18 protein-coding genes are annotated in these 26,190 nt (G+C 72.1%); 9 read left to right on the top strand and 9 right to left on the bottom strand.

Annotation, left to right across the window (positions count from 1 at the left end):
• Window positions 1-48: 48 nt before the first annotated feature.
• Window positions 49-2,628 carry an alpha-glucan family phosphorylase gene (glgP, locus tag EJF31_RS01900; protein ID WP_125035407.1) on the bottom strand — a complete coding sequence of 860 codons (2,580 nt, stop codon included), beginning with the start codon at window positions 2,626-2,628 and terminating at the stop codon, window positions 49-51.
• Window positions 2,629-2,742: 114 nt separating this feature from the next.
• On the opposite strand from glgP, the gene EJF31_RS01895 reads away from it, so the two are divergent.
• From EJF31_RS01895 to EJF31_RS01860, 8 genes are all read left to right on the top strand, one after another.
• Window positions 2,743-6,174 (top strand): M36 family metallopeptidase, encoded by a 3,432-nt coding sequence (locus tag EJF31_RS01895; protein ID WP_125035406.1) that lies wholly within the window; start codon window positions 2,743-2,745, stop codon window positions 6,172-6,174.
• 248 nt (window positions 6,175-6,422) lie between these two features.
• Window positions 6,423-8,396, top strand: a complete 1,974-nt coding sequence (locus EJF31_RS01890) for an alpha-1,4-glucan--maltose-1-phosphate maltosyltransferase (RefSeq protein ID WP_125035405.1) — start codon at window positions 6,423-6,425, stop codon at window positions 8,394-8,396.
• Entirely contained in the window at window positions 8,393-10,111 is a 1,719-nt protein-coding gene (gene treS / locus EJF31_RS01885) for a maltose alpha-D-glucosyltransferase (protein ID WP_125035404.1), read from the top strand. Before EJF31_RS01890 ends, treS begins: the two co-directional genes overlap by 4 nt.
• On the top strand, window positions 10,108-11,520 hold the full coding sequence (locus EJF31_RS22460; protein WP_125035403.1) for a phosphotransferase: 1,413 nt from the start codon (window positions 10,108-10,110) through the stop codon (window positions 11,518-11,520). The genes treS and EJF31_RS22460 overlap by 4 nt, the downstream gene beginning before the upstream one ends.
• The gene (gene glgB / locus EJF31_RS01875; protein ID WP_125035402.1) at window positions 11,517-13,697 is read left to right on the top strand and encodes a 1,4-alpha-glucan branching protein GlgB; all 2,181 of its coding nucleotides are present in this window, start codon (window positions 11,517-11,519) and stop codon (window positions 13,695-13,697) included. The genes EJF31_RS22460 and glgB overlap by 4 nt, the downstream gene beginning before the upstream one ends.
• Window positions 13,698-13,717: 20 nt before the next feature.
• The gene (locus EJF31_RS01870; protein WP_125035401.1) at window positions 13,718-14,473 is read left to right on the top strand and encodes an NUDIX hydrolase; all 756 of its coding nucleotides are present in this window, start codon (window positions 13,718-13,720) and stop codon (window positions 14,471-14,473) included.
• Window positions 14,474-14,514: 41 nt separating this feature from the next.
• The gene (ppdK, locus tag EJF31_RS01865) at window positions 14,515-17,175 is read left to right on the top strand and encodes a pyruvate, phosphate dikinase (protein WP_125035400.1); all 2,661 of its coding nucleotides are present in this window, start codon (window positions 14,515-14,517) and stop codon (window positions 17,173-17,175) included.
• Window positions 17,176-17,183: 8 nt separating this feature from the next.
• Window positions 17,184-18,182: a cyclopropane-fatty-acyl-phospholipid synthase family protein gene (locus tag EJF31_RS01860; RefSeq protein WP_125035399.1), complete on the top strand. Its 999-nt coding sequence runs from the start codon at window positions 17,184-17,186 to the stop codon at window positions 18,180-18,182.
• Window positions 18,183-18,191: 9 nt separating this feature from the next.
• Here EJF31_RS01860 and EJF31_RS01855 read toward each other — a convergent pair whose 3' ends face one another.
• The 6 genes from EJF31_RS01855 to EJF31_RS01835 form a co-directional block, all read right to left on the bottom strand.
• Window positions 18,192-19,139 (bottom strand): co-chaperone YbbN, encoded by a 948-nt coding sequence (locus EJF31_RS01855; RefSeq protein WP_125035398.1) that lies wholly within the window; start codon window positions 19,137-19,139, stop codon window positions 18,192-18,194.
• 25 nt (window positions 19,140-19,164) lie between these two features.
• Window positions 19,165-19,713, bottom strand: coding sequence for an MmcQ/YjbR family DNA-binding protein (locus tag EJF31_RS22250; protein WP_260430576.1), 549 nt, complete (start codon window positions 19,711-19,713; stop codon window positions 19,165-19,167).
• Window positions 19,714-19,723: 10 nt separating this feature from the next.
• A complete protein-coding gene (locus EJF31_RS01845) occupies window positions 19,724-20,212 on the bottom strand; it encodes a MarR family winged helix-turn-helix transcriptional regulator (protein WP_125035397.1) in 489 nt (162 codons plus the stop codon).
• Window positions 20,213-20,223: 11 nt separating this feature from the next.
• Complete coding sequence (locus EJF31_RS01840) at window positions 20,224-20,745, bottom strand: PH domain-containing protein (protein ID WP_125035396.1); 522 nt, start codon at window positions 20,743-20,745, stop codon at window positions 20,224-20,226.
• 27 nt (window positions 20,746-20,772) lie between these two features.
• Window positions 20,773-20,940, bottom strand: coding sequence for a hypothetical protein (locus EJF31_RS21725; protein ID WP_182537255.1), 168 nt, complete (start codon window positions 20,938-20,940; stop codon window positions 20,773-20,775).
• Between the two features lie 118 nt (window positions 20,941-21,058).
• Window positions 21,059-22,387: a UDP-glucose/GDP-mannose dehydrogenase family protein gene (locus EJF31_RS01835; protein WP_125035395.1), complete on the bottom strand. Its 1,329-nt coding sequence runs from the start codon at window positions 22,385-22,387 to the stop codon at window positions 21,059-21,061.
• 157 nt (window positions 22,388-22,544) lie between these two features.
• On the opposite strand from EJF31_RS01835, the gene mptB reads away from it, so the two are divergent.
• Window positions 22,545-23,969: a polyprenol phosphomannose-dependent alpha 1,6 mannosyltransferase MptB gene (mptB, locus tag EJF31_RS01830; RefSeq protein WP_125035394.1), complete on the top strand. Its 1,425-nt coding sequence runs from the start codon at window positions 22,545-22,547 to the stop codon at window positions 23,967-23,969.
• Here the strand turns inward: mptB and EJF31_RS01825 are convergent.
• A complete protein-coding gene (locus EJF31_RS01825) occupies window positions 23,911-25,059 on the bottom strand; it encodes a glycosyltransferase (protein WP_125035393.1) in 1,149 nt (382 codons plus the stop codon). The two genes, mptB and EJF31_RS01825, sit on opposite strands and share 59 nt — an antisense overlap.
• Window positions 25,060-25,062: 3 nt before the next feature.
• Window positions 25,063-26,184 carry a glycosyltransferase family 1 protein gene (locus EJF31_RS01820; protein WP_125035392.1) on the bottom strand — a complete coding sequence of 374 codons (1,122 nt, stop codon included), beginning with the start codon at window positions 26,182-26,184 and terminating at the stop codon, window positions 25,063-25,065.
• Window positions 26,185-26,190 lie beyond the last annotated feature (6 nt).

Raw genomic sequence — 26,190 nt, 5'->3', positions numbered from 1 at the left:
CCAGGAGTGGTGCGGACCGGCCTTCGTGTCGTGCGAGCGGGCGTCGGGTCAGGGCAGCGCGACGATCCCGAGCTCGGCCGACGAGGTCAGCAGGTCGTTGTGGGGCACGACCCGGACGGTGTAGCCGAACGCACCGGAGTGGTCCAGGACGACGCTGCCGTCGAACCGGTGCCGGCCGCCCTCGTAGGACTCGGCCACGGTGAGCGTCTCGATCCGGGTGTCGACCAGGTCGTCCTCGGAGTTGATCACGCCGTGGACCAGCTGGACGTCGACGTCGGCAGGGGTCAGGTCGCCCAGGCCGACGAAGGCGCGCGCGGACAGCACGTCACCCACCTCGGGGGCGTCGGTGACGCCGCTGCTCTCGACGTGCTCGACCCGGACGGCGGGCCATCCTGCGCGCACGCGCTTCTTCCACGCGGCGAGCTCGGCGGCGCCGGCGTAGTCGGAGTTGAGCAGGCGGGCGTTGCCGGCGGCCGGGCTGTAGAGCTGGCGCACGTAGTCGCGGACCATCCGGGTGGCCAGCACCTTCGGGCCGAGCGACTTCAGCGTGTGCCGCAGCATCTCGACCCAGCGGGTCGGGACACCGTCGGCGTCGAGGTCGTAGAAGCGCGGCGCGACCTCGTTCTCGATGAGGTCGTAGAGCGCGGTGGCCTCGAGGTCGTCGCGGTGGTCGATGTCGTCGACGCCGTCGGCGGTCGGGATGGCCCAGCCGTTGCTGCCGTCGTACCACTCGTCCCACCAGCCGTCGAGGACGGAGAGGTTGAGGCCGCCGTTGAGCGCGGCCTTCATCCCGGACGTGCCGCAGGCCTCGTAGGGACGCAGCGGGTTGTTGAGCCACACGTCGCAGCCGGGGTAGAGCGGCTGCGCCATCGCGATGTCGTAGTTGGGCAGGAAGACGATGCGGTGCCGGATCTCGGGGTCGTCGGAGAGCCGGACGATGTCCTGGATCAGCTTCTTGCCGCCGTCGTCGGCCGGGTGCGCCTTGCCGGCGATGACCAGCTGGACAGGACGGTCGGGGTGCAGCAGCAGGCGCTTGAGGCGCTCGGGGTCGCGCATCATCAGCGTCAGGCGCTTGTACGACGCCGCACGGCGCGCGAAGCCGATGGTCAGCACGCCGGGGTCCAGCGCGGTGTCGATCCAGCCCAGCTCGGCCCGGGCCGCGCCGCGCTTCTCCCACGACTTGGCCAGCCGCTTGCGCGCGTCGACGACGAGCCGCTGGCGCAGCTCGCGCTTGGTCGACCAGATCGCCGCCCCGGAGACCTTGTCGGCCGCGGCCCAGAAGGCCTCGGCGTCGTCGGAGTCACGGTCGGCACCCTCGGCGGCCGCGAGGTCGAACATCTCGCGCGCCACCCACGTGGGCGCGTGCACGCCGTTGGTGATGGAGCTGATCGGGACCTCGGCCTCGTCGAAGGCCGGCCAGAGGCCGTTGAACATCCCGCGGCTGACGTGGCCGTGCAGCTGGGAGACGCCGTTGGCGCGCTGGGCGAGGCGGAAGCCCATCACGGCCATGTTGAAGACGGTGGCGTCGCCACCCTCGTAGTCCTCGGTGCCGAGGGAAAGGATCCGCTCGATCGGCACGCCCGGGAGCGGGCCGGCGTCGGAGAAGTACTGCTCGACGAGGGTCTTGGGGAAGCGGTCGATGCCGGCGGGCACCGGGGTGTGGGTGGTGAAGACGGTGGAGGCGCGGCTGACCTCGAGCGCGGTGTCGAAGTCCAGGCGCGGGCCGGTCTCGGCGACGGTGAGCTCACGGATCCGCTCGAGGCCGAGGAAGCCGGCGTGGCCCTCGTTGGTGTGGAAGACCTCGGGCGCCGGATGGCCGGTGATCCGGGAGTAGGCGCGCAGCGCCCGCACGCCGCCGATGCCGAGCAGCATCTCCTGGCGCAGCCGGTGCTCGGAGTTGCCGCCGTAGAGGCGGTCGGTCACGTCGCGGTAGTGGTCGGGGTTGCCCTCGACGTCGGTGTCGAGCAGCAGCAGCGGCACCCGGCCGACGTTGGCCACGAAGATCCGGGCCAACAGGTCTGGTCCACCGGGCAGCGCGATGGTGATGAGCGCGCGCTCGCCGTTCTCCTCGCGGAGCAGCGAGATCGGCAGCCCGTCGGGGTCCAGGACGGGGTAGGTCTCCTGCTGCCAGCCCTCGCGGGAGAGCGCCTGCTTGAAGTAGCCGTGGCGGTAGAGCAGCCCGACGCCGACGATCGGCACGCCGAGGTCGCTGGCGGCCTTGAGGTGGTCTCCGGCGAGGATGCCGAGTCCGCCGGAGTACTGCGGCAGCACCGCGGTGATGCCGAACTCCGGGGAGAAGTAGCCGATGGCGCGGGGACCAGATCCGGCCTCCTTGCGCTGGAACCAGCGGTCACCCGTGAGGTAGGCCTCCAGGTCGGCGCGGGCGACGCGCAGCATCTCCAGGAAGGTGGCGTCGGCCGCCAGCTCGTCGAGCCGGGCCCGTCCGACGGCGCCGAGGAGCTTCACCGGGTCGCGCCCGGTGGACTCCCACAGGTCGGGGTCCACGGCCTCGAAGACGTCCTGCGTCTCCGGGTGCCAGGACCACCTCAGGTTGCCGGCCAGGTCGCCGAGGGCGGACAGCGCCTCGGGCAGGACGGGACGGACGGTGAATCGTCGAATCGCTCGCACCCGCCGACGGTAGCGCCTTTCTTGGAACGATCCAAGACGTTCCGGCTTTCGTGAACATCACGTTTCGCCCCGTCGTACGCATAACGATCACCGGGGGTCGGCGTTGTGATCGGCATGACCCGACACCCCCTGCGTCCCACCGTGCGACGCAGCCGTCGTACGACGGCCGCCCTGGCCCTGCTGACCGCCACCCTGGTCCCCGGGCTCACGCAGCTGCCCGCCCTCGCCGCCGGGGGCACCCCCTCGAGCGCCGACCGATCCCACGTCGATCCCGACTCCGTCGTGACGCTCGGCGACTCCGTCCCGACCCTGGCCGACGTCGACACCCGCGGGACGGCCCTCCCCTCCCTCGCCCAGAAGCAGGCGGCCGCTGGCCTCGGCGCGGTCGACCTGCGGTGGAACCAGTTCGGCACGCCGAGCTCGATCCTGCCGGCCGACGGCTCGCTCGGCGCGGCCCCCGGAAGCCCCGTCCAGGGCGCCCGCTCGTGGCTGCGCGCGCACGCCGCGGTGTTCGGCATGACCGCCGGCCAGGTCGACGACCTCGACCTGGTCAACGACCAGAAGCTCGCCCTCGACGGCGGCGACGCGGTCCTCTTCCGCCAGCGCTTCGGCAGCCTCACCCCGGCGCTGGACAGCATGGTGACCGTCGGCATCGCCCGCCACGACGTCGCCTACGTCTCCTCCTCGATCACCAAGACCACCGCCACTCCCCTGCCGGCCACGCTGACGCCGCTGCAGGGCTGGGTGAAGGCAGCCGCGGGTGTCGGCCGCACCCTCTCCGCCGCCGACCTCGCCGGCGTCACCCGGACCGTCTCGGCGGGCTGGACCCGGCTGAGCGTCCCCGGCTTCGCCCAGCAGCAGCAGGTCCGCCTGCGTGCCCTGGCCCTCGCCGACGGCACGGTCCGTCCGGTCTTCGAGGCCAACGTCGTCGACGTCAAGGGCGGCTCCGCGTTCGCCTACACCTCGATGGTCGACGCCCGCACCGGCCGGGTGCTGCACCAGCAGAGCCAGGTCGACAACAGCAGCGACGCCTTCCAGTTCAACGGCGAGTACACCGCCACCGACTGCGGCCCCAAGCACCCCTTCGAGATCACCGACAACGCGACCAAGCAGATCGCGGTCGTGGCCTCGGCGGTCGTGGAGTCCGACGACATCGTCGTCAAGATCTTCGACCCGGCCGGCAACGTGCTCGCCAGCGGTGACACGGGCACCAGCCCGGAGGCCGCGACGTACTCCGCCGACGTCATCCCCGCGGGCATCTACTCCGCGCAGGTCTGCCCCTTCACCGACTCCACCGTCCCGGTCACCGTCGGTGGCCCGTACGCCGGCTTCGTCACCACCAGCGACCAGGGGGCCCCGGCCCCCGGCGACGCGTCGTTCAAGCCGCGCTGGCGCTTCTTCCCGGCCAACCCCAAGCTCAACTGGTCGGCCAGCGACAACGGCCAGAGCAACTCGGTCATCGGCTGCTGGTTCGTCGGCACCGGCTGCACCCTGTCCACCGGCCCGATGCGCAACGTCCAGGCCCCCGGCCCGTGGGACACGATCGGCACCGAGGGCATCAGCTCCAACACGACGTACGGCAACAACGCCAACACCCACGAGGCGTGGCTGAACCCGCTCGCCCCGGGCGGCACCGAGCAGGCGCCGGTCAGCCCGATGCGGGACTACACGACGCCGTTCACCGACGCGTGGAACAACTCCAAGTGCGACCCGACCAACCTGCACCCCGGCGGCAACGACATCGACGCCGTGGTCACCAACCTCTTCGCCGTGCACAACCGGATGCACGACTTCGCCTACTACCTCGGCTTCAACGAGCGCAACTACAACCTGCAGCTCGACAACCGCGGCAAGGGCGGCACCGGCGGCGACCAGGAGACCGGCAACGCGCAGGCGGGCGCCCTCAGCGGCGGCCAGCCGTCGGCGCTCGGCCGCGACAACGCCAACCAGATCGCCCTCCAGGACGGCGTCCCGGGCATCACCAACCAGTACCTCTTCCAGCCCATCGCCGGTGCGTTCTACTCCCCCTGCACCGACGGCGACCTCGACATGAGCGTCGTGGGCCACGAGTACACCCACGCGATCTCCAACCGCATGGTCGGCGGCCCCGACCAGGGCCTCACGTCCGACCAGGGCGGCGCCATGGGTGAGTCGTGGAGCGACCTGGACGCCATGGAGTACATGTACGAGCACCACTACTCCACCGGCACCAGCCCCTACGTCATCGGCGCCTACGCGACCGGCAACAAGAAGGCCGGCATCCGCGACTACGCGCTGGACAAGAACCCGCTCAACTACAGCGACATCGCCTTCGACGGTCCGGGCGAGGAGGTGCACGCCGACGGCGAGGTCTGGAACGGCACGCAGTTCGAGGTGCGCCAGGCGTTGGTGAAGAAGTACAACGCCCTCGGCTACTCCTCGACCAACCGCGAGCTCAACCTCAAGTGCGCCCAGGGCGGCGTCAACAAGGGCGTCGTGCGCCCCAACAAGTGCCCGGGCAACCGCCGCTGGCTGCAGCTGATCTTCGACTCGTTCCTGCTGCAGCAGGGCTCGACGTCGATGCTGGACGCGCGTGACGCGATGCTCGCCGCCGACAAGATGCGCTTCTACGGCAAGGACCTCAAGGTCATGTGGGACGCCTTCGCCAAGCGCGGCATGGGCAAGGGCGCGGTGTCGACCCCCGACTCCGACCAGCCCAAGCCCAGCTTCGCCTCGCCGAAGTCCGCCAACGGCACGGTGACCTTCAAGACCCCGTCCGCGGGCAAGCTCTTCGTCGGTGACTACGAGGCCCGGGTCACCCCCGTCGCCGACTCGTTCGGCAAGAGCAAGCTCGACAACACGGTCTCGTTCGTCCCCGGTACCTACCGGATGGTGTTCGCCTCGAAGACCTCGGGCTTCAAGCGCTTCACGCTGACGGTCCGGCCCGGCACTTCGACGTACGTCGTCAAGGCGCCGCGCAACCTGGCCGGCAGCGGCGCGAAGGTGATCGGCTCCACCGACGGATCGCTCAACCCGGGTGCGCTGATCGACGGCACCGAGGGCACCAACTGGGCCGGCATCACGACCAACAACGTCGACGTCTCGCACCCCTTCGTGGCCGTCGACCTCGCCGGTGGCGTCCACCGCGTCCGCCGCGTCCAGGTCAGCGCCCTGCTGAACCCGGCCCCGGCCGCCGCGACCGACATCCCGCTCGCGGCCGACCCCGACTCGGGCTCGCGCTTCACCGCGGTGCGGCAGTTCGCGCTCGAGGCGTGCGTGGCCGACTGCTCGTCGGCGAACGCCACCTGGAAGCGGTTCTTCACCTCCTCCAAGGACGCGTTCCCGGCCCTCGTGCCGCGGCCCGTCGCGCCCGACCTGACGCTGCGGTCCTTCGACGTGCCGCCGACCAAGGCGGCCGCGATCCGGTTCGTGGTCCTGGAGAACCAGTGCACGGGCTACGCCGGCTACGCCGGGGAGCAGGACAACGACCCGGCCAATGCGACCGACTGCGCCACCGGGTCGGACCGCGGGACCATCGCCCACGCCGCGGAGCTGCAGGTGTACTGACCAGCGGCGCGCGAGGGACGAGCGCGTCGCGTCGGTCAGTCAGGTTGAGCAAGCGACGCGACTGAGGGACGAAGTCGCGCGAGCGCGTCGAAACCCAGTGAGACGAGCAGGGCGGTGACCACGACGGTCACCGCCCTGCTTCGGTTCCGAGGTTTCGAGGCTCGTCGCTGGCGCTCCTCGCACCTCAACCAGCGGTCTGCCGCGGACTCCGGCTTGCGTGGGGTCCGCTTTCTCGGAAGTGTGGCGGCATGGTCGGACGCATCCCAGTCATGAACGTCATGCCCGTGGTGGACCTCGGGCGGCAGTCCGCCAAGGCCACCGTGGGCGAGCCCTTCCCCGTGACCGCCACGGTCTTCCGCGAGGGACACGACAAGCTGGGCGCCGAGGTGGTCCTGACCGGGCCCGACGGGCAGCGGCGCGCCCCGGTGCGGATGGAGAAGGACCCCGAGGTCCCCGACCTGTACAGCGCCTGGGTGACCCCGGACTCCCCCGGCACGTGGACCTTCGAGGTGCAGGCGTGGTCCGACCCGATCGCGACGTGGGAGCACGCCGCCGGGCTGAAGATCCCGGCCGGAGTCGACGTCGACCTGATGTTCACCGAGGGTCGGCTGCTGCTGGAGCGGGTGAAGGCGGGGCTCGACCCCGCGGAGACGCACGCGGCCTCGGTCGTCGAGGGCGGCCTGGCCGCCGCCGGCGACACCTCGCGCCCGGTCGAGGCGCGGCTCGCCGCCCTCCAGGACCCCGAGCTGGTGGCCGTCCTGCACGACCACCCGGTGCGCGACCTGGTCACCGTCGAGGGCCCCTACCCGGCGTACGCCGACCGCAACAAGGCGCTGTTCTCCTCCTGGTACGAGTTCTTCCCGCGCTCCGAGGGCGCCACCAAGGACCCGGTCACCGGCAAGGTCACCAGCGGCAACTTCCGGACCGCGGCGAAGCGGCTCGACGCCGTGGCCGCGATGGGCTTCGACGTGATCTACCTGCCCCCGATCCACCCGATCGGCGAGGTCAACCGCAAGGGACCCAACAACACCCTCACCCCCGGCCCCGACGACACGGGCTCCCCGTGGGCGATCGGCTCGAAGGACGGCGGCCACGACGCCATCCACCCGGCGCTCGGCACGCTCGAGGACTTCGACGCGTTCGTCGCGCGGGCGGCCGACCTGGGTCTCGAGGTCGCGCTCGACCTGGCCCTCCAGGCCGCGCCGGACCACCCCTGGGTGACCACCAACCCCGAGTGGTTCACCACCCGCGCCGACGGCACCATCGCCTACGCGGAGAACCCGCCCAAGAAGTACCAGGACATCTACCCGGTCAACTTCGACAACGACCCGACCGGCATCTGCCGCGAGGTGCTCCGCATCGTGCGCCACTGGATGTCCCACGGCGTCCGGATCTTCCGCGTCGACAACCCGCACACCAAGCCGGTGGCGTTCTGGGAGTGGCTGCTCAAGGAGATCCGCCGCACCGACCCCGACGTGCTGTTCCTCGCCGAGGCGTTCACCCGCCCGGCCATGATGCGCGGCCTCGGCGCCGTCGGCTTCCAGCAGAGCTACACGTACTTCACCTGGCGCACCGCCAAGTGGGAGATCGAGGAGTACCTCCGCGAGCTCTCCGCCGAGACCGCCCACCTGATGCGGCCCAACTTCTTCGTCAACACCCCCGACATCCTCCACGCGTTCCTGCAGTACGGCGGGCCGCCGGCGTTCAAGATCCGCGCCGCGCTCGCGGCGACCGGGTCGCCGAGCTGGGGGGTGTACGCCGGCTACGAGCTCTACGAGCACGTCGCGGTCAAGCCGGGCAGCGAGGAGTACCTCGACTCCGAGAAGTACCAGATCCGGATCCGCGACTGGGACAAGGCGGAGGCCGAGGGCCGCACGCTGTCGCCGTACCTCACCCGCCTCAACGAGATCCGGCGCGCACACCCGGCCCTGCACCTGCTGCGCAACGTGACGATCCACTCCAGCGATGACGAGAACGTCCTGGTGTTCTCCAAGAAGGACGGCGACGACACCGTCATCGTCGTCATCAACCTCGACCCGCACGGCGCCCGGGAGACGATGGTCCACCTCGACCTGCCCGCGCTGGGCATGGCGTGGGGCGACTCCTTCGTCGTCCACGACGAGATCACCGGCGCCGACTGGGGCTGGAGCCAGCACAACTACGTCCGGCTCGACCCCGCCCACGAGCCCGCCCACATCCTGAGCGTGAGGAGCCCCCGTTGACCGAGGCCGCCGCCCCCTTCCCCGACTCCGTCGGGGACACCCCCGACTGGTTCAAGACGGCCGTCTTCTACGAGGTGCTGGTCCGCTCGTTCCGTGACTCCAACGGCGACGGCACCGGCGACTTCAAGGGCCTGACCGAGAAGCTGGACTACCTCCAGTGGCTCGGCGTCGACTGCCTGTGGGTGCCGCCGTTCTTCACCTCGCCGCTGCGCGACGGCGGGTACGACGTCGCCGACTACACCAACATCCTCCCCGAGTGCGGGTCGGTGGAGGACTTCCACCACTTCCTCGACGAGGCGCACAAGCGCGGCATCCGCGTGATCATCGACTTCGTCATGAACCACACGAGCGACCAGCACCCGTGGTTCCAGGCCAGCCGTGAGGACCCCGAAGGCCCCTACGGCGACTTCTACGTGTGGTCCGACACCGACGAGCTCTACCAGGACGCGCGGATCATCTTCGTCGACACCGAGCCGTCCAACTGGACCTGGGACCCGGTCCGCCAGCAGTACTTCTGGCACCGCTTCTTCTCCCACCAGCCCGACCTCAACTTCGACAACCCGAAGGTCCACGAGGCGATGCTGGAGGCGATGTCGTTCTGGCTGGACATGGGCCTGGACGGCTTCCGCCTCGACGCCGTGCCCTACCTCTACGAGCGGCCCGGCACCAACGGCGAGAACCTCCCCGAGACCCACGAGTTCCTGCGGATGTGCCGCAAGTTCGTCGACGACAACTACCCGGGCCGGGTGCTGCTCTGCGAGGCCAACCAGTGGCCCGCCGACGTGGTCGAGTACTTCGGCGACCCCTCGGTCGGGGGCGACGAGTGCCAGATGGCCTTCCACTTCCCGGTGATGCCGCGCATCTTCATGGCGGTGCGCCGCGAGTCGCGCTTCCCGATCTCGGAGATCCTCGAGCAGACGCCGCCGATCCCCGACGGCTGCCAGTGGGGCATCTTCCTGCGCAACCACGACGAGCTGACCCTCGAGATGGTCACCGACGAGGACCGCGACTACATGTGGGGCGAGTACGCCAAGGACCCCCGCATGAAGGCCAACATCGGCATCCGCCGGCGGCTGGCCCCGCTGCTCGACAACGACATCAACCAGATCGAGCTGTTCACCGCCCTCCTCCTGTCGCTGCCCGGCTCCCCCGTCCTCTACTACGGCGACGAGATCGGGATGGGCGACAACATCTGGCTCGGTGACCGCGACGGGGTCCGCACCCCGATGCAGTGGACCCCCGACCGCAACGCGGGCTTCTCCTCGGCCACGCCGGGCAAGCTGCACCTGCCGGCGATCCAGGACCCGGTCTACGGCTATCAGAGCGTCAACGTCGAGGCCCAGCTGGAGAACTCCTCCTCGCTGCTGCACTGGACCCGCCGGATGATCCAGGCCCGCCGCCAGCACGAGGCGTTCGGGCTCGGCTCGTTCACCGACCTCGGCGGCTCCAACTCGACGGTGCTGTCCTACGTCCGCGAGCACGAGGCGTCCAACGGCTCGCGCGACATCATCGTGTGCGTCAACAACCTCTCCCGCTTCCCGCAGCCGGTCGAGCTCGACCTGCGCCGCTGGGAGGGGATGGTCCCGGTGGAGCTGCTCGGCGGGGTGCCGTTCCCGGCGATCGGCGAGCTGCCGTATCTCCTGACGCTCGGTGGGTACGGCTTCTACTGGTTCCGCCTGACCGCACCCGACAACGACGAGGGGATGTCCCAGTGACGACCACCGACCAGCCGCAGGACCTGCTCACGACCTTCGTGGCGCAGGCCCGGTGGTTCGGCGGCAAGGGTCGCGACTTCTCCATCACCGGCGGCCGGCGCCTGGGCGAGGTGCCCGGGCACGTCGCCGACGGGCCGCACGTCGCGATCGACCTGGTCACGCTGTCCTTCGAGGACGGCGGGGCGGACGAGTACTACCAGCTCCCGCTCGCCTTCTACGCCGAGCCGCAGGAGCGGCTCGCCCACGCCCACCTCGGGCAGTGGCACGACGAGGACTTCGGCACCTGTCACGTCTACGACGCCGTGCACGACCGCGAGGCGATGGCCTGCTGGCTGCGCTCCTTCGCCGATCCGCCCGGGTCCGGGCCGCTCGCGTTCCACCGGCTGCCCGGCCACGAGCTGGACCTCGAGACCCACTCGACGCTCTTCGCCGGCGAGCAGTCCAACTCCTCGGTCGCCTTCGGCGACGACTCGCTGATGAAGGTCTTCCGCAAGATCACCCCCGGCGCCAACCCCGACATCTCCATCCACGAGGTGCTCACGACCGCGGGCTCCGACCACGTGGCCGCCCTCTACGGCTGGCTCGACACGCCCTCGCTCACGACCGAGGGCGAGCCCACGGACCAGGTCCTGCAGCTTGCGATGCTCCAGCAGTTCCTCAAGACCGCCACCGACGGCTGGGACCTGGCGCTGGCCAGCGTCCGCAACCTCTTCGCCGAGGCCGACCTGCACGCCGACGAGGTCGGCGGCGACTTCGCCGGCGAGTCGGCGCGGCTCGGCGAGGCCCTGGCCGAGGTGCACGCCAGCCTCGCCCACCACTTCCCCACCGAGGAGCGCTCGGCCGCCCAGGTCGGCGCCCTCGCCGCCGCCATGCAGGACCGGCTCGAGGCCGCCCTGCTGGTCGTCCCCGACCTGGAGCCGCACGCCGACCGGCTGCGCGCGGCGTACGACGACCTCGCCGGCCTCGAGAGCGTGCGCGTCCAGCGCATCCACGGCGACCTGCACCTGGGCCAGACCCTGCGCACCGTGCGCGGCTGGAAGATCGTCGACTTCGAGGGCGAGCCGGCCAAGCCGCTGTCCGAGCGGGTGCTGCCCGACTCGCCCTGGCGCGACGTGGCCGGCATGCTGCGCTCCTTCGACTACGCCCCGCGCGTCGTCGAGCGCACCTGGGGCAACACCGACGACGACAACGCCCCGCAGCGCGCCTACCGCGCCGCCGAGTGGGCCGAGCGCAACCGCTCGACCTTCCTCGAGGCCTATGCCGGCCGCGAGCTGACCGCCGACGAGCGCGTCCTGCTCGCGGCGTACGTCGCCGACAAGGCGGTCTACGAGACCGTCTACGAAGTCCGCAACCGTCCCTCCTGGGTGGCGATCCCACTCGAGGCCGTCGCAAGGATCGGAGTGTCATGACCACCTCTGTGAAGCCCGTCGACACCGGCGAACTCGACCTCCTGGTCCAGGGCGGACACGGGCACCCGCACACCGTGCTGGGGGCCCACCCGCACGAGGGCGGCGTGACCGTCCGCGTCTACAAGCCGCTGGCGACCTCGGTCGTGGTCCGGCACGGGGGCACCGAGACCGAGCTGACCCACGAGCACGACGGCATCTGGGTCGGCACGCTCGACGTGGCCGACGTCCCGGACTACCGGGTGGCGGTGTCCTACGGGGACAGCCCGATCGAGGTCGACGACCCCTACCGGTTCCTGCCGACGCTCGGCGAGGTCGACCTGCACCTGATCAACGAGGGTCGCCACGAGCAGCTCTGGACGGTCCTCGGCGCCCGCGTGCACCACTACGACGTGCCCGGCGGCGGCCGGATCAGCGGCACGGCGTTCGCCGTGTGGGCGCCGTCGGCACGCGGCGTACGCCTCAAGGGGTCGTTCAACAACTGGGACGGCCGCGAGCACCCGATGCGCCAGCTCGGGACGTCGGGCGTGTGGGAGCTGTTCGTGCCCGGCGTCGGCGCCGGCGCCGGCTACAAGTTCCTGATCCTCGGCACCGACGGGCAGTGGCGCGAGAAGGCCGACCCGATGGCGTCCTGGGCCGAGGTGCCGCCGGCGACGTCGTCGGTCGTCTACGAGTCGCACTACACGTGGGGCGACGACGCGTGGATGCGCGAGCGGGCCGGCAAGCAGCCGGTGACCGAGGCGATGAGCGTCTACGAGATGCACCTCGCGTCGTGGCGCCGCGGCAAGTCCTGGGCCGAGCTGGCCGAGGAGCTCCCGGCGTACCTCGCCGACCTGGGCTTCACCCACGTCGAGCTGATGCCGGTCATGCAGCACCCGTTCGGCGGTTCGTGGGGCTATCACGTGACGTCGTACTTCGCCCCCGACTCCCGCTTCGGCGACCCCGACGGCTTCCGCCTGCTCGTCGACCGGCTCCACCAGGCCGGCATCGGCGTGATCCTGGACTGGGTGCCGGGCCACTTCGCCACCGACGAGTGGGCGCTGGCCCGCTTCGACGGGACGCCCCTCTACGAGGACCCCAACCCGCAGCGCGGATGGCACAAGGAGTGGGGCTCCCACATCTTCAACTTCGGGCGTCCCGAGGTCCGCAACTTCCTCTACGCCAACGCGCTCTACTGGCTGGAGGAGTTCCACGCCGACGGGCTGCGCGTCGACGGCGTCGCCTCGATGCTCTACCTCGACTACTCCCGCGAGGAGGGTGAGTGGTCGCCCAACATCCACGGCGGCCGCGAGAACCTCGAGGCGGTGCAGTTCCTCCAGGAGATGAACGCCACGGTCTACAAGCGGGTGCCGGGCGCGACCACGATCGCCGAGGAGTCGACCTCCTGGCCCGGCGTCACCCGGCCGACCGACGCCGACGGCCTGGGCTTCGGCTTCAAGTGGAACATGGGCTGGATGCACGACTCCCTGGGCTACATGGAGCACCAGCCCGTGCACCGCTCCTACCACCACGGCGAGATGACGTTCTCCCTCGTCTACGCCTGGTCGGAGAACTTCGTGCTCCCGATCAGCCACGACGAGGTCGTCCACGGCAAGGGCTCGCTGCTGCGCAAGATGCCCGGCGACCGCTGGCAGCAGCTGGCCAACCTGCGCGCCTACCTGGCCTTCATGTGGGCGCACCCCGGCAAGCAGCTGCTGTTCATGGGCGCCGAGATGGGCCAAGAGTCGGAGTGGGCCGAGGCCCGCGAGCTCGACTGGTGGCTGCTCGACCACCCCGAGCACCGGGGCGTGCAGTCCCTCGTCCGCGACCTCAACGCCGCCTACCGCTCCTCCCCCGCGCTCTGGGCGCGCGACCACGAGCCGTCGGCGTTCCAGTGGATCGACGCCAACGACGCCGGCCGCAACACCTTCTCCTTCGTACGTCGAGGACGCGACGGTGACGCCGACCTGGTCTGCATCGCCAACTTCGCGGCCGTGCCGCACGAGGGCTACCGGCTCGGCCTGCCCGCCGCCGGCCGCTGGGACGAGGTGGTCAACACCGACGCAGAGACCTACACCGGCTCCGGGGTCGGCAACATGGGCGCGGTCACGGCCGTCGCCGGCGACTGGTCGGGCCAGCCGGCGTACGCCGACGTCGTCGTGCCTCCCCTCGCGACGGTGTGGTTGCGGCGGGCCGATTGAGCGTCGCTAGGGTTGGGCCCGTGACCGAGCAGCCCACCGTGAGCACCGTCGCGGACGGCATCGCCCGGATCAGCTGGGAGCCCGGGCTGCCCGTCGACGTCGTCCGGCACGAGGTGGCGACTGCGCTGGTGACCCACCACCGGGTCGAGGCGCTGGTCGACCCCGCAGACGAGGAGGCCCAGCGGGTCGCGACCTGGTCGGGGATGCGACGCGAGGGCGTCATGCGCGGCGTGGTCGTCGGGGGCGCTCCCGTCGACCGGATCGTCTACGCCCGGATCGTCAGCGACGTACCCGTCCACGAGCCGGAGGGCTTCCGGGCGCTGCTCAACTCGTTCCTGCCCCGCAAGCGGGCGATCAGCCAGATGCTCATCCGCGACCACGACGCCCGGGTCCTGCTGTGCCAGCTGACCTACAAGCAGGACTGGGACCTGCCCGGGGGCGTCGTCGAGGTCGGTGAGTCCCCGCAGCTGGCCGTGGTCCGCGAGGTCGAGGAGGAGCTCGGCCTCCAGCTGCCCGCCGGCCCGCTCCTGGTCACCGACTGGCTGCCGCCCTGGGGTGGCTGGGACGACGCGCTCTGCCTGGTCTTCGACGGCGGCGTCCACGACGCGGAGATCGAGGAGTCCATCGTCAAGCAGGCCCGCGAGATCCGCTCGGCCCGCTTCTGCACCCTCGACGAGGTGCGCGAGCGCGCCGCCGACTTCACCGCCCGCCGGGTCGAGGCGGCGCTGGCCGGCCTCTCCGGCCCCCCGGGCTACACGGAGTCCGGCCGCTCCTGAAACCCTCGCGCGTCGGCTCGCCGCAGAGCATGATGCGAGGCGTGACCACCTATGTGCACGACTTCTCGGACGGCGACAAGGACCAGAAGGACCTCCTGGGAGGCAAGGGTGCCAACCTCGCCGAGATGACCAACCTCGGCCTGCCGGTGCCACCGGGGTTCACGATCACGACCGAGGCGTGCCGGGCCTACCTCGCCGCGGGCCACGAGCCCGACGGCCTGGCCGACGAGGTCAGCGCCCACCTCGCGACCCTCGAGGCCGCCATGGGACGCCGGCTCGGCGACCCCGCCGACCCGCTGCTGGTCAGCGTCAGGTCCGGCGCGAAGTTCTCCATGCCCGGGATGATGGAGACCGTCCTCAACATCGGCCTCAACGACGAGTCCGTCGTCGGGCTGGCCGCCCAGAGCGACGACGAGCGGTTCGCCACCGACTCCTACCGCCGGCTGCTGCAGATGTTCGGGTCGACGGTGCTCGGCATCGAGTCGGAGGTCTTCGCCGAGGCCCACGACGCGCTCAAGAAGGAGCGGGGCACGGTCGAGGACCTCGACCTCGGCGTGGACGACCTGCGCGAGCTCGTCGCGACGTACAAGAAGGCGATCCTCGAGCACGCCGGCCGCGAGTTCCCCCAGGACCCCCGCGAGCAGATGGACCTCGCCGTCCGGGCCGTCTTCGACTCCTGGAACACCGACCGGGCCGTGCTCTACCGCCGCCAGGAGCAGATCCCCGAGGACCTCGGCACGGCCGTGAACATCCAGGCGATGGTCTTCGGCAACCGCGGCATGTCGTCCGGCTCGGGCGTCTGCTTCACCCGCGACCCGGCGTCCGGCGCCCAGGGCGTGTACGGCGACTACCTGCAGAACGCCCAGGGCGAGGACGTCGTCGCGGGCATCCGCAACACCGTCTCGCTGGCCGACCTCGCCGACCTCGACCGGACCTCCCACGACGAGCTGCTCGCGATCATGGCGACGCTGGAGCAGCACTACCGCGACATGTGCGACATCGAGTTCACCATCGAGCGCGGCAAGCTCTGGATGCTCCAGACCCGCGTCGGCAAGCGCACCCCCGAGGCGGCCTTCCGGATCGCGGTGCACATGGTCGACGAGGGCCTGATCGACCTCGACGAGGCCCTCCGCCGGGTCTCCGGCGCGCAGCTCGCCCAGCTGATGTTCCCGCGCTTCGACCCCGGCGCGGATCGCACCCTGCTGGCCACCGGCATGAACGCCTCCCCGGGTGCCGCCGTCGGGAGGGCGGTCTTCGACTGGGGTACGGCGGTCGAGTGGGCCGAGCGCGGCGAGGACGTCATCCTCGTGCGCAAGGAGACCAGCCCCGACGACCTGCACGGCATGGTGGTCGCGAAGGGCATCCTGACCAGCCGCGGCGGCAAGACCTCGCACGCCGCCGTGGTCGCGCGCGGCATGGGCCGCACCTGCGTGTGCGGTGCCGAGGCGCTGGACGTGGACACCAAGGAGGGCCGCTTCACCGTCCGCGGGGGCAAGACCGTCCACGAGGGCGACCTGATCTCGATCGACGGCTCGACCGGTGAGATCTTCGACGGCGCCGTCCCGGTCGTCGACTCCCACGTGGTGCGTTACTTCGAGGGCGACGACGTCGACGACCCGGTCGTCTCGGCCGTCACCCGCCTCGTCGAGCACGCCGACTCGACCCGGCGCCTTCGCGTGCGCACCAATGCCGACACCGCCCCCGACGCCGCCCGGGCCCGGCGCTTCGGCGCCCAGGGCATCGGCCTGTGCCGCACCGAGCACATGTTCCTCGGCGACCGGCGCCAGCTCGTCGAGGACCTCATCGTGGCCGACGACGACGCCGGCCAGGAGGCGGCCCTCCAGGCGCTGCTCCCCCTCCAGCGCGACGACTTCACCGAGATCCTCGAGGCCATGGACGGGCTGCCCGTCACGATCCGCCTGATCGACCCTCCGCTCCACGAGTTCCTGCCCGACCTGACCGAGCTGTCGGTGGCCATGGCGGTGGCCGACGTCCGCGGGCACCGCAAGAAGCGGCAGCGCAAGCTGCTCGAGGCGGTCACCCGCCTCCACGAGCAGAACCCCATGCTCGGGCTGCGCGGGGTCCGCCTCGGGATCGTCATCCCCGGCCTGTTCACGATGCAGGCCCGGGCGATCCTCGAGGCCACCGCCGCCCGGGTCCGGGCCGGCGGGGACCCCCAGCCGGAGATCATGATCCCGCTGGTCGCCAGCGTCCGCGAGCTCGACCTGGTCCGGCACCGGATCGCCGACGTGGCCCGCGACGTCGCCGAGGAGACCGGCATCGACCTCGCGTTCAAGGTCGGCACCATGATCGAGCTGCCGCGCGCCGCGCTGACCGCCGACCACATCGCGGGGTCCGCGGAGTTCTTCTCCTTCGGCACCAACGACCTCACCCAGATGACGTGGGGCTTCTCGCGCGACGACGTCGAGGCGTCGTTCTTCGGCACCTACCTCGAGCAGGGGGTCTTCCCCGTGTCCCCCTTCGAGTCCCTCGACACCGAGGGCGTCGGGTCCCTGGTGCGCACCGCCGTCCAGCTCGGCCGCGAGGCGCGCCCCGACCTGCACCTCGGCGTCTGCGGCGAGCACGGCGGGGACCCGGCCTCGATCCACTTCTTCGACGAGGTGGGGCTCGACTATGTCTCCTGCTCGCCCTTCCGCGTCCCGGTCGCCCGCCTGGAGGCGGGCCGCTCGGCCGTTCGGTGACCTCCGGCATGGACTGGTTCGAGGCGTACGACGCCGCCCTGGCGCCGGTGCTCTCGGCCAACGGCTTCCTGGCCGTGGTCGCGGGCGCGGAGGAGTCCGGGCTGCTGGCCCGGCTCGTGGACCCGCACGACGTCCCGACGCTGGCCGCCGCGAGCGGGCTGCCCGAGCCCACCGTGGCCGCGCTCTGCCGGTCGTTGCTCCTCCACGACGTGGTGCAGGACGGCGACGGCACGTTCACGCTGACGGCCGTGTGGCGCGAGCTCCTCGCCAGCACGGCGTTCGCCACGCTGGGCGACACGATCCTCAGCGCGCAGGTCGAGGCCCGGGCCCTCCGCGCGGTCGGCGCCAGCGAGGACTACTGGACGATGCCGCTGGAGGACCGCCTCATGCTGGCCCGGGCGGTCTCCCCCAACCCCTACAACGACGGGCTGGTCGAGGGCTTCCGGTCGATGTCGTTCGCCGACCCCGACCAGGAGGTGCTACGCGCGGGCGGGACCGCGCTCGAGCTGGGTTGCGGCGTGGCCGGCCGGATCCTGACGATGCTCCGGGCCGTCCCGGGGATGACGGCCGTCGGCGTCGAGCTCGACCCCGACCTGGCCGCCGTGGCACGGCGTCGCGCCGAGGAGCTCGGCGTCGCGGACCGCTTCGAGGTGGTGGTCGGCGATGCGGCCGACTTCGACCGCCCGGAGTCCTTCGACCGCGCCCAGTGGAGCCAGTTCTTCTTCCCCGCGCCCGCTCGCGCAGGGGCGCTCGCCGCTCTGCACCGGGCCCTGCGCCCCGGCGGTGTGGCCGTCGCCCCGGTCTTCGGGGACGCCGACGCGATCGCGGCCGAACCCCGCGGGGTGGAGGCGCGGTACGCCGCCACGTTCGGCATCCTGCTCGCGTCCTGGGGCGTGCCGGTGCGGACCGGTCAGGAGCTCGTCGCGGAGTTCGAGGCGGCCGGGTTCACCGACGTGGCCGTCGTGCCTGCTCCCGGCATCCAGCGGGTGCGGGCCGTCCGCCCCTGAGGCCTCGCGTCAGAAGAGCGCGGACGCGAGGTTCTGACGGCCGCGGAGCACGCGCGGGTCGTCGTTGCCGACCGCACCGAACAGCCCGATCAGGTGCTCCCGCGCCGCGTTGCGCTCGTCGCCGGCCGACCGGCGCACGAGGTCGACGAGCCGGTTGAACGCGTCCTCGACGTGGCCGCCGAGCATGTCGAGGTCGGCGACCATGGTCTGCGCGTCGACGTCGTCGGGGTTGGCGGCCGCGGCCGCGCGGGCGGCGTCCAGGTCGACGCCCTGCGTGCGCTGCAGGACCTTGGCCATGGCCAGGCCCGCGACCGCCTCGCTGTCCGCGGGGTTGGCGTCGACGAGCTTCTGGTACTCCGCGACGGCCAGGTCGATGTTGCCCTCGCCGAGCGCGTCCTGGGCGGCGGCGTAGCGGGGGTCGACCTGCTCCTCCTCGCCCTCCGCACCCTCGACGGGCGCGGTGGCGGTGCGCGGCTGGTGGCGGCCGGTGATGCCCTGGGTGGTCAGCTGCTGCAGCACCTGCGTGAGCGCGGTGCGCAGCTCGTCGATCGGGACGACGTCCTGGAGCAGCGGCATCGGGCGGCCGTCGATGACGACGACGACCAGCGGGATCGAGGGGATCTGCATGGCCTGGGCGATCTGCGGCACGGCGTCGATGTCGACGAGACCGGCCAGGAAGCGGCCCTCGAACTCGCCGGCCAGCGTCTCGACGTCGTCGGCGAGGTCGCCGCTCTCGGGCATCCGGGTCCGCGAGTAGAACACCAGCAGCACCGGCGCCTGCATCGAGGCCTCGATGGTCGACTGGAAGTTCTCCTCCGTCATCGTGATGGAGTACGCCGATCCCGCGGCGCCACCCGCGGCCGCGCCGGGAGCGGCCGGCGACGGCGTCGGCTGCGCGGGGCGCTTGAGGGCGGAGAGGTCGATCGCACCGGGACGGGAGAACGGCTGCTGCGTCATGGGGCAATCCTAGGGAGCGGCCGGGTCACCGCACCCAGCGGTACACCTGCCCGTCGCGCACCTCGACCTCGCGGGGCGGCCGGGGCGTCGGGTGGCCCTGCAGGTGGGCCAGGACGGCCGACCGGCCCCGCAGCGACACGGTCCGGTCGGTCCAGTGCAGGGAGGGGTGCAGCAGAGGGCGCACCTCGCCCCACTCCTGCCGCTCGATCGCGGCCCACACCGCCGCCGCCGGCGCGGGCTGCTCGGGCAGCTCGTGCAGCATCTTCGGCACGCACATCCGCCAGGCGTCGGTGACCAGCTCGCGCATCTCGTCCTGCTCGAGCCGCGCCAGGTGGGCGCACACCCACTGGTAGCGCAGGTCGGCGGTCGGCGGCAGGAAGAACGTCTCCGGGTCGGAGTCGACCAGCCCGTCGCGCTCGGCCCGGGGATAGCCGAATCCCATCGACAGCTCGTCGCGCGAGAACGCGACGTAGACGATCTGCCCGACCCGCAGCTTCCACCGCCCCCGCACCATCCGCTCGTGGGTGCGGGGCAGGGCCAGCCCCACGCGGCGTACGTCGTCGGAGCTGACCACGGCGAGCGGCCTAGAAGTCTCCGGCGGCGTGGCGCACGGGGGTGAGCAGCTCCGAGAGCGTGGCCAGCTGGTCGTCGGAGAGCGCCCCGAGGGCGAAGTCGGCGCCGATGAGGTCCTTGGTGGCGGCCTCGACGACGGCGCGCCCGGACTCGGTGATCTCGGCGAGCACAGCCCGGCCGTCCTCGGGGTGCGGTCGCCGGGTCACCAGGCCGGCCGACTCGAGCCGACGCACGATCGAGGTGACCGAGGTGGGGTGCACCTGCAGGCGCTCGCCCATCTTGCCCAGCGGCAGCGAGCCTCGCGAGGAGAAGACGAGCAGCACCAGCGCCTCGTAGCGGGCGAAGGTGAGGCCGTGCGGCCGGAGCAGCGCGTCGAGCCGGCCGATGACGAGCTGCTGGACCCGCATCAGGGAGGTGACGGCATGCATCGCGGGCACGCCGTCCCAGTGGTTGCCCCACTGGCGCGCGGCCTCGTCGATGGGATCGAAGGGAAGCGACATCGAGGGGGAATCTAGTTCACGCGCGGGCCGCGGAGACCCGAACGCTGCACGACCCGCTGGATGGCGAGGTCGCGCTGGTCGGGCTTGCCCACGTAACGGATGTCGCGCAGCCCCTGCTCCTGCGCCGCGGACTCGAAGCAGAAGTGACCGAAGCCGAGGATCCGGCCGTGCAGCGGCTTGACGACGGTGATGTCGAGGATCCGGCTCAGCGGCATGGTCGCGAGGTTCTGCGACAGCACCCCGTGGACCCGGAAGACGCGCATGTTGGTGACCACGAACCGGTCGCGGTGCTCGCCCAGCCCGGCCCAGGCCGCGTGCAGCAGCACGAGCCCGGCCAGCACGATCGGCACCCACGCGATGCCCATCGCGATGAACGGCGTGATCGCCAGCAGCGCGAGCGCGACGACTGCCTCCAGTACCGGCCGCACGTAGGCCACCCAGTGGTGCTTGACCTCGTCGACGATGACCTCGCCCTCGTCGCGCAGCAGGTGCTTGGCGATGTTGGGGTCGCTCATCGAGGCGATCAGGCCCATCCCCCGCCCCCGATCCCGCTCATGCGGCTAGAGCTGGTCGAAGAAGCGGATCAGGCCCGTGAAGAGCTGCGTCAGGGCATCCCAGGAACCGGAGCCCAGCGACTTCGCCGCGACGGCGAAGCCGTGCGGGTCGTGGAACATCCAGAAGCCCAGGAACACCACCAGCAGGGTCAGCAGGACCTTCTTGGTGTTCATGTCCGAGATCTCCGTCCGAGATGGGGAAGGCGCAGGTCTAGACCTGTCTAGCAGGGTCGCTCCCCCGCACGCCGGAGGCGCGCGCGACCCCGGGTGTGACGTGCGGCTCAGCCCTGCGTCACGCCACCCCGAGCGCGCGGTAGGTCCAGCCCGCCGCTCGCCAGGTCGCGCCGTCGAGGGCGTTGCGGGCGTCGACGACCGACCGGCCGGCCACGACCTCGCCCAGCCGGACCGGGTCCAGCCCGCGGAACTGGTCCCACTCGGTCAGCAGGGCCACGACCGCGGCACCCGCGGCGGCCTCGAGCGCGCCGTCGGCGAACTCCAGCTCCGGGTGCGTGCGCCGGGCGTTGTCCATCGCCTGCGGGTCGTGCACCACCACGCTCGCGCCCTCCTCGTGCAACCGGCGGGCCACGTCGAGGGCAGGCGCGTCGCGGACGTCGTCGGAGTGCGGCTTGAAGGCGGCGCCCAGCACGCACACGCGTACGCCGGCCAGGTCACCGCCGGCCTGCTCGCGGACCAGGTCGACCGTGCGCGAACGGCGGCGCTGGTTGATGGCGTCGACCTCCCGCAGGAACGACACGCTCTCCCCCGTGCCGAGCTCCTCGGCACGGTGGATGAAGGCGCGGATGTCCTTGGGCAGGCAGCCGCCCCCGAAGCCCAGCCCGGGCTTGAGGAAGCGCCCACCGATGCGGTCGTCGTAGGCGAGGGCGGTCGAGAGCTCGTGCACGTCGGCGCCGGTGGACTCGCAGATCTCGGCCATCGCGTTGATGAAGGAGATCTTGGTGGCGAGGAAGGAGTTGGCCGCGACCTTGACCAGCTCGGCGGTCGCGAGGTCGGTGACCACGCACGGCACGCCGGCGGTCAGCAGCGGCCGGAAGGCCGCCTCGAGCCACTCGCGGGCGGTCGCGGAGGCGACGCCGAAGACGAGGCGGGACGGCTGCAGGGTGTCCTCGATGGCGTGGCCCTCGCGGAGGAACTCCGGGTTCCACGCCAGCTCGGCGGCCGCGCCGACCGGGGCCAGTCCGGCGAGCAGCTCGGTCAGCTGCGCGGCCGTGCCCACCGGGACCGTGGACTTGCCGACCACCAGGCAGGGCCGGGTGAGGTGCGGGGCGAGGCCGCGGACGACGCCCTCGACCTGGGAGAGGTCGGCGGCCATGGAGCCGGCGACCTGCGGGGTGCCGGTGCAGACGAAGTGGACGTCGCCGAAGGCGCCGGCCTCGGCGAGGTCGGTGGTGAAGCGGAGGCGTCCGGAGTCCAGCGCCTTGCGCAGCATCTCGGGGAGGCCCGGCTCGTGGAAGGGCACAGTGCCCGCGGCGAGCGCGTCCACCTTGGCCCGGTCGCAGTCCACGGCGAGCACGTCGTAGCCCAGCACGGCCATGCAGATCGCGTGGGTGGCACCGAGGTAGCCGGTGCCGATCACGGTGAGTCTCGGCTTCAGTCGTCGCATGGTGACACCGTCCGAGCCGCAGCCGACGCGCTCGCCCCCTCGCCCTGAAGGTCGGGTGAACGCGCGCCGAACGTCGCAGTTCCCAGGACGACGGCCGTTGCCGCAGCGTTCATCCGGTGGTGACCGACCGGTCCCCGAGCACCCCTAGGTTCAGCCCGTGACAGCCGAGGGGACCCTGCTCGTGACCGCCAGACGCGCGCCCGCGCGCGTCGTGAACCCCGGCCTCCTGGGCGCCACCCTGGTGCTCCTCGGGGGCCTCGTCATCTCGGCCGTGCCCGAGAGCTCGTGGGTCTCCCACATCCCGCTGCGGCACACGATGCCGGGCCGGATGACCGGGCTGACCGTGGTCGTGACGGGCCTCGCCCTGATGTCGGTGGCCTGGGTCCGGCTGTGGCGCGCCGCCGGCCGGCACCAGGTCGACCTCGGCGCCGTACGCCGGGCGACGCTGATCTGGTGCGCCCCGCTGCTGCTGGCGCCGCCGCTGTTCAGCCGGGACGGGTGGAGCTACGCGGCGCAGGGCGAGCTGACCCACATCGGCCTGTCGCCCTACGTCTGGGGGCCGGGCATCCTGCGCGGCCCGATCGTCGAGGCCGTCGACCCGCGCTGGATGCTCACGCCCACGCCCTACGGCCCACTCCCCTTGCTGTGGGGCTCCTCCGCGCTCCACTTCGTGCAGTCGCCGTGGGCGCTGGTCGTCGCGCACCGCCTGCTGGCGCTGATCGGCCTGGCCCTGCTGGCCTGGGCGCTCCCGCGCCTCGCCGCCTGGACGCGGTACGACGCGGCGTTCGTCTCCGCGCTCGTCCTCCCGTGCCCGCTGCTGCTCGCCCACGGCGTCGGCGGGCTGCACAACGACCTCCTCATGGTGGGCCTCGCCGCCGTCGCGCTGGTGCTGGCCGCCGAGCGCGGCTGGCTCCTGGGGGCGGTCGCGGGCGGTCTCGCGGCCAGCGTGAAGGTGCCCGGCGGACTGGTCTGCGTGGGCGTCGCCCTGCTCTCCCTGCCGGTCGCCGCCACGACGTGGCAACGGCTCGTGCGGCTCGGCCAGGTGGGCGCAGCCAGCGTCGCGACGCTGGTGGGCGTGGGCGAGTGGGCGGGCGTCGGGATCGGCTGGGTGCACGCGCTCGGCGTGCCCGGGACCGTGCGCACGCCCCTGTCCATCACCACGACGATCGGCTACCTCGTGCCCGGAGCCCACGTGGCCGGCGAGCTGGTGGCCCTGGGCGTCGTCGCCTGGGTGGCGTTGCGCTGGCCGACCGGCTCGGCCGAGGCCGGGCTGCGGGCGACCGCGCTGATCATGACCGTCACGGTGGTGCTCAGCCCCGTCGTGCACCCGTGGTACCCGCTGTGGTGCCTGCCGCTGGTCGCCGCCTGTCACCTGCGCGGCCGCTGGCTGGCCGTGCTGGTGTGGTTCTCGTTCGCGCTCGGCATCACCGCACCGCTCGACTCCGAGCTGCGGGGTCTCTACGTCGCGATCGCCCTGACGATCACGCTGGTGGTCGGCGTGGCGATCGGGCTCACCTGGGCGGTCAGGCCGTCCGCTCTTCCCGTCCCGCGAGCACCAGCCCCGCGGTCGGTCCGGGCGTGAGCCCGGCGTGCAGGGCGAGCATGTCCCGCACGGTGTGACTCCAGCAGAACCGCTCGGCGCGCTCGCGGGCCGCCTCGCGGGTGGCCTCGGCCGGCCGTGAGGCGAGGCCGAGGACCGCGTCGGCCAGGCTCTCCGGATCGGGCTCGCCCCAGGCGCCGGAGCGGTCGTCGACGAGCTCGCGCGCGCCGCCGTACGCCGCGGTGACGACCGGCGTGCCGCAGGCCAGGGCCTCCAGCACGGCCAGCCCGAACGTCTCGCCGGGGCACACCGACAGCGCGATGTCGGCCTCGCCGAGGCGGCGGGCCAGCGCCCGGCGGCCGGCGACGTGCCCGTGGAACGTCACCGGCGCGGTGCCGGCGATCTCCTCGAGCTCGTCGCGGTGGGGTCCGGTGCCGTAGACGTCGAGGTGCACGGGGACGCCCCGCTCGTGCAGCGCGACGGCCGTGGCCACCGCCAGGTGCGGGCTCTTCTCCCGCGAGAGCCGTCCCGCGTGCACCAGCCGGAGCACGTCGCCCCGCGGCTCGCGGGTCGGCGTCGGGGTGAAGGTCGTGAGGTCCACGCCGAGCGAGATCCGGTGCAGCGCGGTGCCGGCGGAGGCCGCCAGGTGCTGGAACTCCCGCATCGCGAACTGCGAGGTCACCACGACCTCGTCGAAGCTGCGCACCAGCATCCGGTTGAGCACCGAGACGGGGGCTGCGATGCCGGTCTCCCACCCGGTGCGCAGCGACAGCATCGCGTCGAGGCGCTCGTGGGAGAAGAGCAGCGAGCGCACCCCGCGGCGCCGGGCCCAGTGGGCGACCGGCATCAGCGTGGCCTTGTCCGAGATCTCGATCGACGTCGGGCCGAACTGCTCGAGCACCTCGGTCACGCGCCACGGCTCGACGATCAGGCGGTAGCCGCCGCCGACGCGCGGCGCGCGCAGCTGCACGACGTCACCGTGCTCGGTCCGGGTGCGGGCGTCCCGGGGTCCGGGCACCACGAGGAGGCGCGGGACGCCGGCCTCGGTGTAGCCCGCCCCGAGGGTCTGGACGGCGGTCTTCATGCCGCCGGACGCGGGGCCGATGAAGTTGGCCAGCTGGGCGATGCGCACCCGTCAGGCCGCCGCGGAGGAGGCGCGCGGGCGGCGCAGGACCGCCGGGTAGTGCACGTCGACGAGCTGGTCGACCACGGTGGTCCAGGTCCGCTGGGCGACCTCGGTGAGGGCCCGGGCGGCCATCGTCTGCCGCAGGTCGAGGTCGTCGACCAGGGTGGCGACGACCTGGGTCAGCGCGCCGGCGGCGCGCGGGTCGTAGAGCATGCCGGTGCGGCCGTGGTCGACCAGGTCCAGCGGTCCGCCCGCGGCGACGGCCACGACCGGGACGCCGCTGGCCTGGGCCTCCTGCACGGTCTGGCAGAAGGTCTCGGACTCCCCCGGGTGCACGAACAGGTCGAGCGTCGCGAACGCCGTCGCGAGCTCCTCCCCGCCCAGCATTCCGGTGAACACGGCGTCGGGGATCATCCGCTGGAGTGCGGCGCGGTCCGGCCCGTCGCCGACGACCACCACCTTCACGCCGGGCAGCCGGGCGACCTCCGCGAGCCGGCGTACCTGCTTCTCCGGCGCGAGCCGGCCGACGTAGCCGACGACGGTCTCCCCCTCGGGCGCCCACGCGTGGTGCAGCTCCTCGCTGCGGCGGCCGGGCCCGAAGAGGTCGAGGGACACGCCGCGCCGCCACAGGTGGAGGTTCTCCACGCCCATCGCCTCGAGCTGGGCGTACGACGTGCCCGAGGGCACGAGGGTCCGGTCGACGCGGCGGTGGAGGCGGCCCACCCACGCGGAGGTCAGCAGGTCGGCGCGGATCTTGTAGTGCCGGGCGAAGCCGGCGATGTCGGTCTGGTAGATCGCGACGGTCGGCAGGCCGAGGCGGCGCGCGGCCCGCAGGCCGACCGCACCGAGCGCGATCGGCGAGGCGAGGTGCACCACGTCGGGGTCGAAGTCGGCCAGCGCGCGCTCGACGGAGGCGTCGGGGAGGCCGATCGGGAAGGAACGGTAGCCGGGCATCCCCACCGACCGGACGCGTACGACGGGGACGCCCTCGTAGTCGGCGGGGCCCGGGCCGGGCGCGATGATCAGCGCCTGGTGGCCGGTGCGGCGGAGGTGGTCCACCACCTTGCGGACGGTGTTCGTGACCCCGTTCACCTGGGGCAGGAAGGACTCGGTGACGACGGCGACGCGCATGGGTCC

The organism is Nocardioides sp. LS1 (assembly GCF_003865225.1).
Classification (GTDB): domain Bacteria; phylum Actinomycetota; class Actinomycetes; order Propionibacteriales; family Nocardioidaceae; genus Nocardioides; species Nocardioides ginsengisegetis.
Note: the sequence above shows the minus strand (reverse complement) of the source record. Positions and strands in the feature narration are given on the sequence as shown.

Coding starts and splice junctions, on each gene's coding strand:
- EJF31_RS01895 (WP_125035406.1), top strand. CDS start 2,743: ATGACCCGACACCCCCTGCGTCCCACCGTGCGACGCAGCCGTCGTACG.
- EJF31_RS01890 (WP_125035405.1), top strand. CDS start 6,423: ATGGTCGGACGCATCCCAGTCATGAACGTCATGCCCGTGGTGGACCTC.
- glgB (WP_125035402.1), top strand. CDS start 11,517: ATGACCACCTCTGTGAAGCCCGTCGACACCGGCGAACTCGACCTCCTG.
- EJF31_RS01860 (WP_125035399.1), top strand. CDS start 17,184: ATGGACTGGTTCGAGGCGTACGACGCCGCCCTGGCGCCGGTGCTCTCG.
- EJF31_RS01855 (WP_125035398.1), bottom strand. CDS start 19,139: ATGACGCAGCAGCCGTTCTCCCGTCCCGGTGCGATCGACCTCTCCGCC.
- EJF31_RS01845 (WP_125035397.1), bottom strand. CDS start 20,212: ATGTCGCTTCCCTTCGATCCCATCGACGAGGCCGCGCGCCAGTGGGGC.
- EJF31_RS01840 (WP_125035396.1), bottom strand. CDS start 20,745: ATGGGCCTGATCGCCTCGATGAGCGACCCCAACATCGCCAAGCACCTG.
- EJF31_RS21725 (WP_182537255.1), bottom strand. CDS start 20,940: ATGAACACCAAGAAGGTCCTGCTGACCCTGCTGGTGGTGTTCCTGGGC.
- EJF31_RS01835 (WP_125035395.1), bottom strand. CDS start 22,387: ATGCGACGACTGAAGCCGAGACTCACCGTGATCGGCACCGGCTACCTC.
- EJF31_RS01820 (WP_125035392.1), bottom strand. CDS start 26,184: ATGCGCGTCGCCGTCGTCACCGAGTCCTTCCTGCCCCAGGTGAACGGG.